Origin of the sequence: Gimesia sp. (genome assembly GCF_048260065.1) — a bacterium.
GTDB lineage: Bacteria > Planctomycetota > Planctomycetia > Planctomycetales > Planctomycetaceae > Gimesia.
The window spans coordinates 75,502-90,985 of the sequence record NZ_JBLXHC010000001.1; the positions used below are offsets into that span (position 1 = coordinate 75,502).

General features: G+C 50.6%; 11 protein-coding genes. 4 read left to right on the top strand and 7 right to left on the bottom strand.

Annotated elements, in window-relative coordinates; translation table 11 throughout:
- The first annotated feature begins 156 nt into the window (after positions 1–156).
- A complete protein-coding gene (locus tag ACN0YN_RS00285) occupies positions 157–1,851 on the top strand; it encodes a serine/threonine protein kinase (protein ID WP_417382967.1) in 1,695 nt (564 codons plus the stop codon).
- Between the two features lie 25 nt (positions 1,852–1,876).
- Here ACN0YN_RS00285 and ACN0YN_RS00290 read toward each other — a convergent pair whose 3' ends face one another.
- Entirely contained in the window at positions 1,877–2,143 is a 267-nt protein-coding gene (locus tag ACN0YN_RS00290) for a hypothetical protein (protein WP_417382968.1), read from the bottom strand.
- A 99-nt stretch (positions 2,144–2,242) separates the two neighbouring features.
- Positions 2,243–3,304: an Ldh family oxidoreductase gene (locus tag ACN0YN_RS00295; protein ID WP_417382969.1), complete on the bottom strand. Its 1,062-nt coding sequence runs from the start codon at positions 3,302–3,304 to the stop codon at positions 2,243–2,245.
- A gap of 526 nt (positions 3,305–3,830) precedes the next feature.
- On the opposite strand from ACN0YN_RS00295, the gene ACN0YN_RS00300 reads away from it, so the two are divergent.
- Entirely contained in the window at positions 3,831–4,130 is a 300-nt protein-coding gene (locus ACN0YN_RS00300) for a hypothetical protein (protein ID WP_417382970.1), read from the top strand.
- Positions 4,131–4,138: 8 nt separating this feature from the next.
- Here the strand turns inward: ACN0YN_RS00300 and ACN0YN_RS00305 are convergent, their stop codons facing one another.
- Positions 4,139–4,780: a hypothetical protein gene (locus ACN0YN_RS00305; protein ID WP_417382971.1), complete on the bottom strand. Its 642-nt coding sequence runs from the start codon at positions 4,778–4,780 to the stop codon at positions 4,139–4,141.
- Positions 4,781–4,936: 156 nt separating this feature from the next.
- Here ACN0YN_RS00305 and ACN0YN_RS00310 point away from each other — a divergent pair, with 156 nt between their 5' ends.
- The gene (locus ACN0YN_RS00310; RefSeq protein ID WP_417382972.1) at positions 4,937–6,661 is read left to right on the top strand and encodes an arylsulfatase; all 1,725 of its coding nucleotides are present in this window, start codon (positions 4,937–4,939) and stop codon (positions 6,659–6,661) included.
- 64 nt (positions 6,662–6,725) lie between these two features.
- Here ACN0YN_RS00310 and ACN0YN_RS00315 read toward each other — a convergent pair whose 3' ends face one another.
- The 4 genes from ACN0YN_RS00315 to ACN0YN_RS00330 form a co-directional block, all read right to left on the bottom strand.
- Positions 6,726–8,291 (bottom strand): hypothetical protein, encoded by a 1,566-nt coding sequence (locus ACN0YN_RS00315; RefSeq protein WP_417382973.1) that lies wholly within the window; start codon positions 8,289–8,291, stop codon positions 6,726–6,728.
- A 618-nt stretch (positions 8,292–8,909) separates the two neighbouring features.
- Positions 8,910–10,466, bottom strand: coding sequence for a UxaA family hydrolase (locus tag ACN0YN_RS00320; protein ID WP_417382974.1), 1,557 nt, complete (start codon positions 10,464–10,466; stop codon positions 8,910–8,912).
- A 147-nt stretch (positions 10,467–10,613) separates the two neighbouring features.
- Positions 10,614–12,086: a sulfatase gene (locus ACN0YN_RS00325; RefSeq protein ID WP_417382975.1), complete on the bottom strand. Its 1,473-nt coding sequence runs from the start codon at positions 12,084–12,086 to the stop codon at positions 10,614–10,616.
- A 34-nt stretch (positions 12,087–12,120) separates the two neighbouring features.
- Complete coding sequence (locus ACN0YN_RS00330; RefSeq protein WP_417382976.1) at positions 12,121–13,755, bottom strand: arylsulfatase; 1,635 nt, start codon at positions 13,753–13,755, stop codon at positions 12,121–12,123.
- Positions 13,756–14,260: 505 nt separating this feature from the next.
- Here ACN0YN_RS00330 and ACN0YN_RS00335 point away from each other — a divergent pair.
- Positions 14,261–15,454, top strand: coding sequence for a SpoIIE family protein phosphatase (locus tag ACN0YN_RS00335; protein WP_417382977.1), 1,194 nt, complete (start codon positions 14,261–14,263; stop codon positions 15,452–15,454).
- Positions 15,455–15,484: the final 30 nt, after the last annotated feature.

The window sequence follows — 15,484 nt, forward strand, 5'->3', positions numbered from 1 at the left end:
CCATTCTTTCTCCATGAAACGCAGATCCTGATCATGATTCGAGTGTCATGGGAGACAGAAGCATCAGGATTGGTCGTTTCAAAGTGTGAGAGTGACTTGCCAGTTCTGATCCGCAGTTTGCATTCACAATAATTGATCATGTCTGGGACATTGAGGATGGGTTCTAAACAACATGCCGGGGCGAAGACTCAGGCTTTCGCTGCATTGATTCCTGGGGAATTCAAAAAAGAAGCAGGTAAGTTCTGCCCGCATGCCGGTGTTGTCTCGCGCGGTTCCGGGATGTTTCAGGAACAGGGACGTGTCCTGCTGCTCAGTCGGCTGAGAATGGCTTCATTGCTGTTGGCACTGGCTTCTCTGGCGTTTCTGATACGTGGCTTATGGCTGGGTGAGTTTGATGACTCGCATGGCCAGGAAATGCTGATTCTGGATTCGATCCTCACGGGCATTCTGTTTGCCGTATCAGGTGTTCTCTGGTTGAAGCCTTCACTCTGTCTGTGGCGTTTGAGAATCTGTGAGGCAATCACGTTCGGCGCGCCTGCTGCCTTTTTTATCTGGTGGCATTTTTGTGAACTGTGCGCCTGTGATCCCGTTCTGCTGGGCAAGGTGGCATTTGCATTTCCGCTACGCACCGTATTCCCCTGGATGATCCTGATCTATACCTACGGGTTTTTCATTCCCAACTCCCTGCGAGGAGTGATCTCAGTCGTGAGCCTGATGGTAATCAGCCCGATTGCCGGGGCTATAATGACCGGGATGCAGGTGCCCCAGGTTTCGGAAGTGCTCTACTCAGGTGGCTTGTCTGAGATGATCATTCTGCTGTTAATCGCCGCCAGTACTGCCGTTTATGGCTCACATCGCGTGGGCAGTTTGCGACGCGAGGCTTTCGATGCGAAAAGCATCGGCATGTACACACTGCGCAAACAGGTCGGCAGCGGGGGGATGGGGGAAGTCTATCTTGCTGAACACCGTCTGCTCAAACGACCCTGTGCGATAAAACTGATTCGACGGGACAAAGTGGATGATGAAAACGTCCTGCTGCGGTTCGAAAGCGAAGTGCAGGCAACGGCGGGTTTGACACATCCCAATACGATTGAAATCTATGATTACGGTCACACGGAAGAGGGAACCTTCTACTATGTGATGGAGTTTCTGCCCGGCTTGAATCTGCAGGAAATTGTAGAACGTTTTGGAGTTTTGCCTCCGGAGCGGGTAGTTTATCTGTTGAAGCAGGTCTGTTCAGCGCTGGCAGAAGCACATCATAAAGGCCTGATTCATCGCGATATCAAACCGGGTAATATCTTTTCAGCCGAGCGTGGCGGTCTGTACGATGTGGCCAAATTGCTCGATTTTGGACTCGTCAAGGATAATCGTTCGAATGTCGATTCACTGAATCTGACCCAGGAAGGGGCTGTAGTAGGATCACCCCTTTATACCAGTCCCGAAGCGGTGACCGGTGATGGTACTCCCGATCCACGGTCCGATATCTACTCCCTGGGAGCGAGTGCCTACTACTTATTGACGGGCAAACCTGTTTTCGATGGTGAAAATGCACTTAAGGTCATGTTTGCTCATGCGAGCCAGACAGTCATTACTCCCTCTTCGATCAATCCACGTATCCCGGAAGAACTGGAAGCGATCATCATGAAGTGTCTGGAGAAGAAGCCTGAAGATCGTTACCAGCGGGCAGAAGAACTGAGTGCCGCACTCAAATTGCTGCAGGTTGAAGATTGGACTCAGGAGCAGGCAATCGCCTGGTGGTCTGAAGCAGAACAGATTGTGCAGTCAGAACCTGACGCCGAGTATGTATCAGATTACATGAAGGCGACGACCATTTTGCCTGTGAATGCCTGAGCCTGCTTGAAAAGCGGACTTGTGGTTATCTTTTGCGATGCTGCCAGTTCAAACGGTCCCGGGTCAGGAAACCGTGCCTGATGGCACAGTCGACACAATACATGTCATGGCCGTTTGTCACCACAATTTCACCATGCATTAACAGGTGGAAGTGGTCCTGCCCGGGAAATTTTGAAAAGCAGTATTCTTTGGAAGACGAACGTTTGACGATGAGGTTGATGTTGTCTGTCTCATTGACGGGAACATACAACCTCGCATCAGGATTCTGATTTTGATCCGTTTCGTTTTCCATTTCAAATACAGACTGTGTCCAGTTTTACTGTAGCGTCTCCAGGTCCATTTGGACCGAGTATATTAGATTGACAGACGCTATGGTTAAATCTGATGCGCTCTAAGCCTGGTCTTCTGGTACAGGCACTCCCAGTTCGTCTGCGAGATTGGTTAAGGCTTCCCAGTTTCCCTTATCCACAGAGATGCCCGATGTTTTTCGTGCGGCTGCGGTTTTCTTTTCCGGATCGCCTGGTAGAAAGATCTCACTGACCCCATCCTTGAGAGGGACGTTTCTGACATACTGCTCCAGATTGGTGATTTCGTTCAGCAGATGGTTCTGGCCGCCCAGGTGACCGGGATCGATAACCACGACGAACACGCAGTTTCCCTGTGGTGGTGGCGGGTCAGGGAACGCACATTGTCCGCCTGAGAGTGCGCCGCAGAGCATTTCTACCATGAAAGAGAGTCCAAACCCTTTATAAGCCTGGTCTCCACCCATCGGGAGAATTGTTCCTGGCGGATTACCGTAGAGCATGTTGGGGTCTGTCGTCGGGTTTCCATCGGGATCCAGAATCAGTCCGGGAGGGACCTGTTCGCCGGCGATTTTTTTGATGCGGACTTTGCCTTCCGCGGTGGCGGAGGTACCGAAGTCAAGCACAAAAGGACCTTCAGCGCCGCCTGGCATACCGATACAAATCGGGTTGGTTCCCAGTCGAGGTCGTTTTCCACCGACCGGAGCGACACGGGGAGCAGAGCCGTGTGTGTTGGCACAGATGATGGAAGCCATCCCTTTTGCGGCAGCCATTTCCGCATATTCACCCAGGCGACCGATATGAGAAGCCCGCTTCAGTGTTCCACAGGAGACGCCCAGTGTGCCTGCTTTTTCGATTAAACGATTCATCAGATCGTGCATGACGGTCTGACCGAAACCCCAGCAGCCGTCTCCGGCAATCGCAGCGGGAGTCTCATTCAGAATCTGCAGCTTCTCACCTGCTTTCAGGATGCCTTCCTTCACGCGTCCCAGATAAAAGGGGAGCCGCATGACACCATGAGAGTCGTGCCCCAGCAGGTTGGCGTCGACCAGGCTATGGGAAACGATCCGTGCTTCTTCTTCATTTGCGCCTCCTTTGAGCAGGAGCGATTCAGTAAAGTTTTGCAGAGATTCAGCAGAGATAACGGGCACTTCAGGAAGTCCTTCAGATAAGAAGTATGGTTGAGCCAATTCTGGACAAAAAGTTGAATTGCTGTTTTCATCAATTTCTATCATACAAACAATTTTATATTCGGTAAATTTAGGGGATATCAGGATTTTCCCTGTTGGTCAGAAAAAACGAACCCGCGTACAGTCCTGATTGAATCCTCCGGGGAGTAAAGTGAACCAGCTGTTCTGATTAGATAAACCAGTCCGGTCCAGAAAAGGACCACGTACCGTGAAATCGCGCTCTGTTTCTGGCTTGATCTTCAGTCCTGTTTTTTGATTTTTGTGGAAATCCAGGAAATAGTACTCCCGGGTAACGAATACAGAAAATTGATGATCTTCTCAAATTTTAACAAAGAGACGGGCATCAAAACTCTTCTGACAGATGCCCGTCTGGCTGGACGATACTCGTCAGGTCAACCTGCTGATTCGGGATTGGACAACAAGTGAGGAAACCACTCACTTCACTGAATAAACAGGTGAACGAGAATTTTTGCGAGAGGGACAGTGAATGAGTTTCAGTGTAGATAACATCCAGTCACTTAACGAACTGCGACAATTTATTCATAAAACGTTGTGCGAAAAAGAGAACCTGCTGGAAGAGCAGTTCTCGATGTCAGAAATGTCCCTGATTCGTCGTGGACGCAGCTGCGGACTGCAGTTCTCGATCAATGGCCCGCGTAGCGTACGTCTGGGAGCCATCTGGGCATCAGACTCAAATATGATCTACTTTTACGATGCACGAGGCGAACGCTATGCTAAGGTGCATCTCCCCAATCGAATCTTTATCGCGGATGAAGAAGCGGCCTGATCCCGGTGCTATTCAGCTGAGATTCTGCTCCGGACTGAGTCATTTGTTGCACTGGTGGTCGTAAGTTCCTGGAGACGGGCTGCCGCTTTGGTGCTGCCATACTTTTCCGCGTTCCTGTAATGGAGTATGGCGATGGTGGGGGTAGCGTGTTTTTTCTCCGCCTGCCGTCCCAGTTCATAAAATCTCTCCGCCTTGGTGCGCCTCAATTCACTGGCGTGATTCTGCGATTTCGAAGAGCCGGTCTCTGTTGCCTGCCTCGCGTCAGTCTGATTCAGTAACTGGTTGCGCCAGTGCTGATGTGCAGAGGAAGCGTTCCGGGTATCGCGTAAAACTCGCGGCGCAGAATTGAGCAGCATCTGATCCATGGCTTCAAAATCATGGATATAGACACTGACACTGCTGGTCGAACTCTGAAAAGAGTGACCATAGGTGGAACCGCTGCGAAAGGGGCCACTCTGTCTGGAATAAACGGCACCTGATTGAACTCCTCCCAGTAATGCAGATCCCCGATCGGGAACAGTCAGTGTTGTTCCCGCTGAAAATTGTTGTACGATGGGTTGCTGGATTCTGACAACCTGCGCTTCAGCAGTTTCAGTAAGAACTGTCATCAGGCAGATCAACATGCTGCAGCCAACAGCGATGGATTTCATACTTGGAGTCTCCGCTAAGAGTATGCGGTTGGTTAATCTATCGTAAGGCATCAGGCTGGACTCGACAACTGTTTTTTCCAGTTGAGTGTTCGAGCAGACTTTGCTGCAGCCCTTTTTTTGATGTAAGAACAGCCTCTTTCGATACCTGGAGAGATCATGAATACGCGTTATATCCCAACTGTGAAATGGTTTGCCGGGTATCTGTTCCTGCTGTTCTTCACGCTTTACGGTGAAAAAGGATTATGCGCTGAGAACCGTCCCAATGTGATCATTATTCTGACTGACGACCAGGGGTATGGGGATGTCGGGTTTCACGGAAATCCCAAAATTAAGACGCCACACCTGGATCGCATGGCGAAGCAGAGTACTGAGTTAACCCGGTTCTATTGCAGTCCCGTCTGTGCACCGACGCGTGCCAGTCTGTTGACGGGGCGTAACTATTATCGCACGGGAGTCATTCATACCTCGCGTGGCGGTGCGAAAATGCACGGCGAAGAGATCACACTTGCCGAACTGCTGCAACAGGCAGGATATCAGACCGGTATCTTCGGGAAATGGCATCTGGGGGATAACTATCCGATGCGGCCGCAGGATCAGGGATTTATGGAATCGCTGATTCATAAGAGTGGCGGGATTGGCCAGAGTCCCGATCAACCCAATAGTTATTTTGATCCCAGGCTCTGGAAGAATGGAGAAGCGTTTCAGTCAACCGGGTATTGTACGGACGTGTTTTTCGATGCGGCTCTGGAGTTTATTGATCGACAGAAGCAGGCAGCAAAACCGTTTTTTGTTTATCTGCCGACGAATGCACCTCATACGCCACTGGAAATTGCTGAGTCATACTGGAAGCCTTATCGACAGCAGGGACTCGATGAAACAACGGCACGTGTATACGGGATGATTACGAACCTGGATGAAAACATCGGGAAACTGCTGTCACATCTGGATCGCAGCGACCTGTCTGAGAAGACAGTGGTTCTGTTTCTGGGAGATAATGGTCCGCAACAGAAGCGATATACCGGAGGTCTGCGCGGACGTAAATCCTGGATCTACGAAGGGGGGATCCGGGTTCCCTGTCTTGCGCAGTGGCCTGGTCATTTTCGGGAAGGAGTGAAAAACAATCAGATTGCCGCACACATCGATCTACTGCCAACGTTGCTGGCTCTGACAAACACACCGCGGCCTGAACGCCTCAAACTGGATGGCGTCGATCTCTCTCCGTTATTGACAGGCGGGAAAGAGAAACTGCCGGAGCGAAGCCTGTTTTTCCAGGTGCATCGGGGTTTAAGGCCACAGCGTTATCAGAATTTTGCCGTGGTGACGGAACGGTTCAAACTGACTGGTTATCCTGGCACTTTTGGCAACGAAAATCTGATGCTGCAGGCTGAGCCCGTTCTGGAATTGTATGATCTTTCGGTTGATTCGGGAGAGCGAAAGGATGTACTGTCTAAGCATCCAGAGACGGCAAAAACGTTGTTGAAACAATATGAAGCCTGGTTCTCAGAGATGAAAACGACGCGAAACTTTGAGCCGGGACTGATTGTGATTGATCGGGAGCAGGAGAATCCCAGTGTCCTCTGTCGCTATCAGGATGGCTCGTTTCAGCAGGGAGTGTCGGAAGGCTGGATGGTGAAGATCGTCCGACCCGGTTTATATCGCGTCAAAATCAATCGTGAGTCGGAAAAACCAGGTAAGCTTACTGTGAACTGGCAAGGTAAGGCTCTGCATGAATTCCTGAAAAACGGGGAGTCTGCTGCCGAGTTTGAGCTGGCAGCCGGAACGGGGTTACTTGATATCTGGTTTCAGGTCGAAGGTGAGGAGCGGGTTTATCCCGGTGATAACAGTCCGCGAGGTGATGTGGTCATTAGCCAGGTGAAATAAAAAAACCGGCGGGGAAGTCCGATTCCCAGCCGGTTAAGTTGTCTGATATCGTCAGTCGAATGACTTAATAGTTCCAGTCGAGACCGACACTCCAGGTTCCGACACTCCAGGTTTCGCGTTTCAGGTCGATCGAAGGGAAGAGCCCTCTGGTCGGCATCCCCTGCCAGCGGATACTGTCGTATGGTCTAGCGATTTCTCCGGCTGCGATGTAGGTGTAGCCGACTTTTAATTTCGCTTCTTCAAGCAGTTTCATGCGTTTCAGCACAGGAATCTTATCGAAGAGTGCCATTTCTGCAAAGATCGACTGTTCGAAGAGAGGTGAAACGTGTGTATGAGTCTGTGAGTCAGAGAATTCGTTCGGGTTTGGGTCAGTAGGAGTCGGGTCGATCAACGCTTTGGGACGATCCACATCATTGGGATCAGCCCGGACAATCATACCGACGTTGTCCCCTTTCAGTTTGATTGTTTCCTGGTTTGCCATCAGACCAAATTTTGTCTGTCCCGAGATTTTGAATTTCTCGCCACCCAGGTCAAACTGAAAACCAATTTCCGGACCAGCCAGATTGGTGCGTACTACGTTATTGACATAAGTCGTCGTAGGAGTCACGGGCAATCCGGTGACTGGATCCAGAGGAGCAACGAAGAAGGCAGTCGAGGTACCTGTGTTAGTATTTCCGGTACTGTCGTCTTCGACCACACCCGCATTGTCAATAATTCCATCCTGGTTTTCATCTGTTCCCGAAGGAAGCGAGAACAGTTTCAGGTCTGGTCGTATCCCGGCGATGTTAGTCGCATCACTGTAAAGCAGCCCACTGTCGCGACCGACGAAGCTGAACGCTTCTCGAACACGCATATATCGGGCTCCTGCAAGACCGCGGATCTTCAACGCTTTCTTATCCACAAACGGAGTTGTCATCCAGGTGGCGTTAGTACCCCAGGCCTGACTGACAACTTTAATGTTAAAGTCGAGGTCATAAGGAACAGTAACACCATTGACGCTACCGTCATCCAGCGGTAAGCCTCTCAAATTCATCAATTCGTTCTGGAGAACTGTATTGATTTCGGCTGTCGTGACACCAGGGATGGAAGAGACCACACCGGTTCCAGATGGATCAATATAGTTTGGAGGTGAAAGCAGGATATCCATGATTGCCTGATTGGCCCGATTCGGCTGATGAGTGGAATCTTCAATCGCAGACCATGAAGTGTCAGCCTGCGTCAACCACCAGCCTGCGATTTCAACTCCACTTCCATCATCGTTCGTCCAGCCCCAACGCAGTCGGGTACCAGGTGCATTCAGGTTGGGAATGACATCATAGGTTGTCTGATCGAAGTAATTGAATCCTTCGTTCTCGCTGAATTGATCGTAGAAATCTTCATCAGTCGCATCGATCAGTTCGTCTTCTACCAGTTCCAGATAGGAGATGGATCCGTCGTTCCCCAAACGCATGCTGCCTGGTCGACGGTACCGTGCGAACAGAGCTTCCATACTGAAGAAATGACGTTTTCCATGATTGCTGGACTGGTACATCCACAGCCCGTCACTCTCGACACGATGTTGTTGAAACATCTTCTCGAACGGGGTAATTTGTGGAAACGCACTGACCGGTGCCTCGGGACCAGCGTTCATAGGTACTCCCGGTGCCGTCGGAACCCCATAGGGTCCAGCTGGCGGCTGAAAGTATCCAGACGGTGGAGGTGGTACCATGGTTTGTGCATTTGGAAGATTTCCGGGGTTGTATGATACAGGTTGTACCATCCCGGCTCCCTGGTATGAGGGCGGATATCCCTGCGCATGTACTCTAGAGTGTGCATGCGAGATCAGAACGATGCTCAATACCGGTGCTAGCCAATGAAGAAGCCGCATCTATACGTCCTTACAAACAGCGGAAACTTTGATAACAATCCGCGCGGTCTAAAACGGAAAAGCGCGGAGTCTGTTGCTGGTTATATCGGACAGTGCTTCTGGTAAACTGTAGCGATTATTCGGAAGATACCGAATTTTCCTGTTTCAATAGTCCTGACGGTTATACTGGCTCATTCGGTGTGTTTGCGTATGTATACTTGTTAGGGGTTTGAATCACCCTGTCAGGATTCATTCTAAGCGTTTTATTTTTGAAGGTAGAAGTTGTAAGGTATAGATATATAAAGAGATATGGGTTTGTGCTCGAGTCGGGCCCAAGAATCAGATTCCGAGCTGTTCTCTTCAGGAATTGCGGTCGCCGGAATCTATGTAAATACGACAAAATTAGAGGACCGGACCGATACTCCAGGGGCAAAATTCCTCATCTCCGATGCCTTGAGCCTCACTTTTCGTCTTTTTACCACTGGCAACTTCGATGATCAGCTCGAAAATTTCGCGTCCGACCTGCTCTACAGAAGTGCCGTGAAGAATCCGGCCTGCATCCAGGTCCATATCATCTTCCATGCGTTCGAACATGGGGGTATTCGTCGAAATTTTGATACTGGGAACCGGTTTGCAACCAAAGCAGCTGCCGCGTCCGGTTGTGAAGGCGACTACATTCGCACCACCGGCGACCATGCCGGTTACGGAAGCCGGGTCATAGCCTGGTGTATCCATGATGACAAAGCCTTTTTCGGTAACCGGTTCTGCAAAGCGATAGACTTCCCGCAGTGCAGTGCTACCCCCTTTAGCGATGGCCCCTAGAGATTTCTCGTAAATCGTGGTCAGGCCGCCTCTTTTATTTCCGGGAGAGGGGTTATTATCAATGACCACTCCGAATTTCCCTGTATATTCTTCCCACCAGCGAATGCGTTCGATGAGTTTTTTACCCACTTCCGGCGTGATGGCTCGTCGTGTCAGAAGATGTTCACCGCCATAGATTTCGGAAGTTTCACCGAGAATCGATGTGGCACCGTGGGCAACCAGCAGGTCGCTGGCAATACCCAGAGCTGGATTGGCAGTGACGCCGCTGTTCCCATCGCTGCCACCGCATTCGGTACCCAGAATCAGTTCAGAAACCGGAATCGGGACTCGAGTGACATCATTTACCTGAGGCAGATATTCTTTCAACAGGGCCGAAACCTGCTTCACGGTTTTGGTAATCCCGCCAATATCCTGAATATTAAGCACCAGAGGGGCATTGGCAGGTGGTTCTTTGAGATTGGGGAGTTGCACGAGGCCTTCCGAATCGGAGAGAAACGCTCCCTGACCGGTTTCGCAGCCCAGCCCCAGAATCACATAAGCGCCTATGTTAGGATGTTTCGCAAAACCACCCAGAGTACGCATCAGTTGATGATGGTCTTCGCCATCATACTGCATCGCACATCCCCCTTTGTGAACCAGGGGGATGATTCCGTCAATATTAGGGAAGTCTTTGAGCGAGGTCTGGGCCAGTTCCCGGGCGATATACTTCGATGCGGTAGCAGAGCAATTCACCGTACTGACGATTGCCAGATAGTTGCGAGTACCCGCTTTGCCGTTGGGACGTCGGTATCCCATAAAAGTTCGCCCTGTGATTGGCTCGGGGGGGGCGGGGACATCAGTTGAGTAAGCATAATCCAGGCTTAATTCGCCAGCTGCCAGGTTATGGCTGTGAATCCAGTCGCCGGGTTGGATATCACAGGTGGCAAAACCGATGATCTGGCCGAATTTACGGACCGCTTCCCCTTTGTTGATTTGCTTAATTGCGACTTTATGCCCGAGATCGATGTCTTCGCGTGTCGTCACACTCTCCGTTTCAGATAACTCGCATTCCTGGTTCTCACCGACCGAATTGCGGGCGATGGCAATATTATCTTCAGGGTGTAATTTTAACAGGGGAGAGTGGGCGACGGCAGACATGGTTGTTTAACGATCTAGATTGAGAAATAAAGAAGATGCTCAGATGACGCACCGAAAGCGTTCTGCTGAACTGGGAAGAGTTCGGATCTCATAATATAGAATATCTCGATTTGTGGCGGCAGAATCAAGTGAGAGATCAGTCAGCCGTCAATTCGTCTGATCGAGGCGCGTCTTTTTCCGTTCGGGAACCGGTTGATTTGTACGACGATTCCAGAACTGGGAAGCCCGGGCGGGATCGTATTCCGGATTTTTGACGGGCAGGGCGGCTCCGACACTGGTTCTCCAGTTTGCCAGTTTCTGCTGCAGTTCAGCCGTTTTCTCTGGATTCCTTAGAGCCAGGTTTGTCGATTCAGAGAGGTCTGATTTCAGGTTATAGAGTTCCAGATTCCCATCTGCGAAAAATTCGATCAACTTCCAGTCTCCCGCACGAATCGCTCCTGCGGGGGTTGAATGATGGTAATGGGGATAGTGAAAGTAAATCGCATCCCGGTTGAGATGGCTGTTGGGATTTTTCAAGAGGGGGACCAGGCTCAGACCATCGATGGTCTGATGTTTCTGTGGAGGGGCATGCGAGATTTCGGCAAAGGTAGGCCAGAAATCGATACTGATGGTCGGTTCGGCGCATGTTTTTCCAGCGGCAGCGACGCCCGGCCATTTGATGATCAATGGAACCCGAATGCCCCCTTCATAGAGTGAACCTTTCTCATCCCGGAGTGGTGCGTTCGTGGAAACAATGTCGCCGCCTGAGAAGCTTTGACGCAAACCACCATTGTCAGAGGTGAAAATCACGACGGTATTCTCAGTCAGTTTCAGTTCATCCAGCGCAGCGACGATGCGGCCCACACTGTCATCCACGTGTGCGACCATGGCCGCGTAGACAGGATTATTGATTCCAGAGTCCGGTTTGGATTTCTGCTGATATTTCCGGATCATCTGCTGTTTCGCTTCCAGCGGAATGTGAACGGCGTAATGTGAGAGTTGGACGAAGAAGGGCTCTGACTGATTCTGTTTGATAAACTCAATCGTTTTGTCGGTCAGAAAATCTGCGAGATACGCTTTGTCGGGAACCTCTGTGCGAGGCGTTGTGCGGAAGCGGGGGGCAAAATGGCGACCACCTATCACCAGTGAAGTCTGGTATCCCTGCTGGTCGGGATTGTGTGATTCCGGACCCAGATGCCATTTTCCGAAGTAGGCGGTATTGTAACCCGCCGATTGCAGGAGTTCGCCTGGCGTGACGATGTCCAGAGGGAGATAGGGGGCATTTTCAGGAACGATCAGTTTTTCAAACGGTCGCCAGTGGCCGGGAATGAAATCGGTCAGATGCAGTCGTGCCTGGTATTGACCAGCCTGGATACTGGCTCGCGTGGGAGAACAGACTGGACAGGCGGCGTAAAAATCAGTGAAACGGACGCCATCACTGGCCAGCTGATCGATGTGAGGTGTCTCGTGAAACTGATGCCCGTAACTGACTGGATCGGGCCAGCCCATGTCATCGATGAGAATGAATACAATATTCGGTTTGGGAGTAGCTGACTTCTGCTCGGCCTGTAGCACGGTTGCCGGAATCAGCAGCAAACATACGGCGAATAACAGCCTCTGGTGCAGTGATGTCAGCTTCATATCATGATCCCCTCAAAGAAATGAATCGCGCGGTTTACTTTTTACGATAAAAATCAGGACCTTTACTGCGATAACCGGGGGGAGGCAACTGTTCCCAGGGAACAACTCCCACTTTCTCGGCCCAGATCTGCCAGGCCCCTGCGAGGGTGGCAGCACGTTCCGGTTGTGATTTCGACAGATCATGCAGTTCGCTGCGATCCTGACTCAGATCGTAGAGCTCCCAGTCATGCTGGTCTTCTTTGACCAGTTTCCAGTTTCCCTGGTGAATGGCTTTATTGCCTTCATGTTCCCAATAGAGTGTGCGTGGTTTCGTCTGTTCCGGATGCTGAAACGTGGGGAACAGACTGATACCCGCGAGAGGGGTGATCTGTTTTCCGTTTCGAGTTTTGGGATATTCCGCTTTTGTAACGTCAACAAAAGTGGCCAATAGATCGATGACATGCCCGGTTTGTCGCGTCCAGCCACCTGTCTGTTTGATCTGTTCGGGCCAGCGGACGATCAGAGGCGTTGAAATCCCTCCTTCGTGCATCCATATCTTATGGAAACGGAATGGGGTATTGCTGGAATTTGCCCAGCCAACTTCAGCACAGCGGAACGACTCACGCGTGCCTGTGATCGCGCCAGGCTGATGTCCGCGGTCGATGTATTCTGCACTGGCACCATTGTCAGATAAAAAGAGAACCAGTGTATTGTCAGTGGCATCCATTGCATCCAGTTGTTTGAGAACCTGGCCGATGCCTCGATCCATGCAGGTGATCATGGCGGCGTAAACGGACATCCGCAGATCCCATTCCTGCTGTTCTGCTTTGGTGAGTGAATCCCAGGCTTTCGCATCCGGATCGCGCGGTGAGAGCGGGCTGTTGATCAGGCCGAGTTCCTGCATTTTCTGATGACGCTGTTGGCGGAGTCGGTCCCAGCCTTTCAGGTAGTTGCCTCGATAGCGGGCAATGTCTTCCGGCCAGGCATGGAGAGGAAAATGCGGTGCGGTATATGCGAGGTACATAAAAAACGGTTGTTGCGGTTGTTTCTGCGCATGGTCTTTCAGGTAATCGACGGCACGCTGGCTGAAGGCATCGGTGACGTAGTAATCCTGTTTTGGAGGTTTGATGTGCTGATTGTCTTCGTAGAGGGGGCGGGGGGCAAAATAGTTACCCCCTCCGCCTGTTCCATAAGCGCGGGCAAAACTGCGTCCCAGCGGCCAGTTTTCGTTGGCCTCTTTCATGCGGTGCGTCAGATGCCATTTACCGACGTGAAAACATTCATAGCCAGCCGGTGCAAGTACCTGGGGAATACTGACGCAGTGCTCGTTCAGTTCGCCTCGATAGCCGGGCAGTTTGTCGTCACGATTCATCCACCCCATACCCGCCTGGTGCGGATACAGGCCGGTCATCAATGAAGCACGCGTAGGGCAGCAACGCCCTGCGTTATAAAATTGTGAGAACCGTAGCCCGTCTTTGGCCAACTGGTCCAGATGGGGAGTCTGGATTTCTGAACCGTAGCAGCCCAGATCAGAGAAGCCCAGGTCATCAGCCATGATCAGGATGATGTTGGGGGACTCTGCCTGACAGTTGCTTGCCAAAATACAGTTTAGCAGCGGGCAGAGTAGCAGCAGTAAGATAGACCACTTCGGTCGGCCGATGACATGTTGTGTGTTTCGATTCCTCTGCATGATGTTTCTGTTAGTCCTTTGCGTGAGCGTTCGCATTCGAAACAGTCGTATGAATTAATGAAAGGGTCGCTTTATCAATTGTGCTTCAGTTGTTTTGAGACGTCAACTCTGGCTAGAAACAATACAAACTCAATGAATTGTCACACAGGTCGTATGGTTTCTGAAACTGACCTGTTTGAATGTACGTTGATATTTTCCTGATTCAATTCGCTTTGATTTTGTTGATCATCATGAAAATGAAAAGTGCTCGCACGCGACCAGCGACCACTTAAATCGATACGGGACGGGTGAGTAGAAAAATTGCTTTCTGCTTTTCGGGCCATCGCTGAAGAGTAAACTGCCGTGGGTTCGCGGATATATACAACTGTCAGTTTAAACACATGATTCTGATGTAAGAGCACTGTTCCCAGTAATTTAAGTCGATAATCGATTAGTAATATTATATGATGATACAGTTAACATACTATGAATGATTATTCTGAATTCGAACTAAATGGGGCCACATATGCGAATTCTGATTGGGTGGGACAATCCCGATGAATGCGAACTGATATCCCTCTATCTGGGTGTGGGGGAAAATGAGCTGACAGTCTGTGCGACTCCAGAAGAGTTCCTGTCAGAGGGACTGCAGCAGCACGAGTATGACATTATTCTGATGTCGATCATGTCACCCGATCCACAAACTGCTTTTGAACATTTCGAACAGATTCGGCAGAAACACCTGGATACTCCGATTGTGGGAGCCTGCCGCACCCAGGGAACCTTTCATGTCGCTCGTTTTTTAACAGCGGGCATGCGGGCATACATTATCCGCGATGAAGGGGGAGACTTCATGTTTCTGATGGAGACCACTTTGCAGAGTGTGGTAGATTCGGTTCGCGCGGAACGGGAACGTTTCGTGGCGGAGCGCCTGCGCGAGGAAATAGAGTCTGTACGCAAACTGCAGGAATCGATCATCCCGACGAACCTGACCTCTCCCGACCGGTTTCATGTCACAGCGCGGTATGAGTCTTCGCAGATTCGCGTGTTCGGTGGTCAGCCTGTTACGCTGGCAGGCGGGGATTATTATGATGTTTTCATGCTGGATGATGACAATCTGGTGTTACTGGTGGGCGATGCTTCAGGGCATGGCATGAAAGCCTGTATGTCGATCATGACCATGCATACGCTGGTAGGCATGATTCGTTCCAACAAATATCTGAATACGGCTGCCTTCGTAAAGGATGTCAATAACCGACTGTGTGACCAGGCAATCGTCAATGATGATGGTGGTTTTATCACACTGCTCTATGGGATTCTGAATTCCAGAACCAATGAGTTCCAATGGACTTCGGCCGGTGCACCGATCCCAATGATTCAGGAACTGGAAACCAACCAGGTGCGCGAATTAGGGACGCTCGATGATGGGGGGCTGCCTCTGGGGATTATACCTGATGCCGGTTATGATATTCACACATCGATTGTCCCGCCTGACAGTCGCCTGCTGATTTTTACAGATGGGCTGGCGGAAGCATTTCCCGGTGAAAAAGAGAAATTCGGTGAATTTGGAATTCCCGGAATCATGAAGTCGTTGCAGTCTTCCCGGAGTCAGAATCTCGAGGAATCGCTCGAAAATCTGTTTCGGGATTCCAATGCTTTTACAGATGGATCCGGCAGACACGATGATACTTCAGTTGTATTATTAGAGCGAAAAAACTAGAGTCCTCGTATTAACTTAGAACGAACTGAC

Coding starts and splice junctions, on each gene's coding strand:
- ACN0YN_RS00285 (WP_417382967.1), top strand. CDS start 157: ATGGGTTCTAAACAACATGCCGGGGCGAAGACTCAGGCTTTCGCTGCA.
- ACN0YN_RS00290 (WP_417382968.1), bottom strand. CDS start 2,143: ATGGAAAACGAAACGGATCAAAATCAGAATCCTGATGCGAGGTTGTAT.
- ACN0YN_RS00300 (WP_417382970.1), top strand. CDS start 3,831: ATGAGTTTCAGTGTAGATAACATCCAGTCACTTAACGAACTGCGACAA.
- ACN0YN_RS00305 (WP_417382971.1), bottom strand. CDS start 4,780: ATGAAATCCATCGCTGTTGGCTGCAGCATGTTGATCTGCCTGATGACA.
- ACN0YN_RS00310 (WP_417382972.1), top strand. CDS start 4,937: ATGAATACGCGTTATATCCCAACTGTGAAATGGTTTGCCGGGTATCTG.
- ACN0YN_RS00315 (WP_417382973.1), bottom strand. CDS start 8,291: ATGAACGCTGGTCCCGAGGCACCGGTCAGTGCGTTTCCACAAATTACC.
- ACN0YN_RS00320 (WP_417382974.1), bottom strand. CDS start 10,466: ATGTCTGCCGTCGCCCACTCTCCCCTGTTAAAATTACACCCTGAAGAT.
- ACN0YN_RS00325 (WP_417382975.1), bottom strand. CDS start 12,086: ATGAAGCTGACATCACTGCACCAGAGGCTGTTATTCGCCGTATGTTTG.
- ACN0YN_RS00330 (WP_417382976.1), bottom strand. CDS start 13,755: ATGCAGAGGAATCGAAACACACAACATGTCATCGGCCGACCGAAGTGG.
- ACN0YN_RS00335 (WP_417382977.1), top strand. CDS start 14,261: ATGCGAATTCTGATTGGGTGGGACAATCCCGATGAATGCGAACTGATA.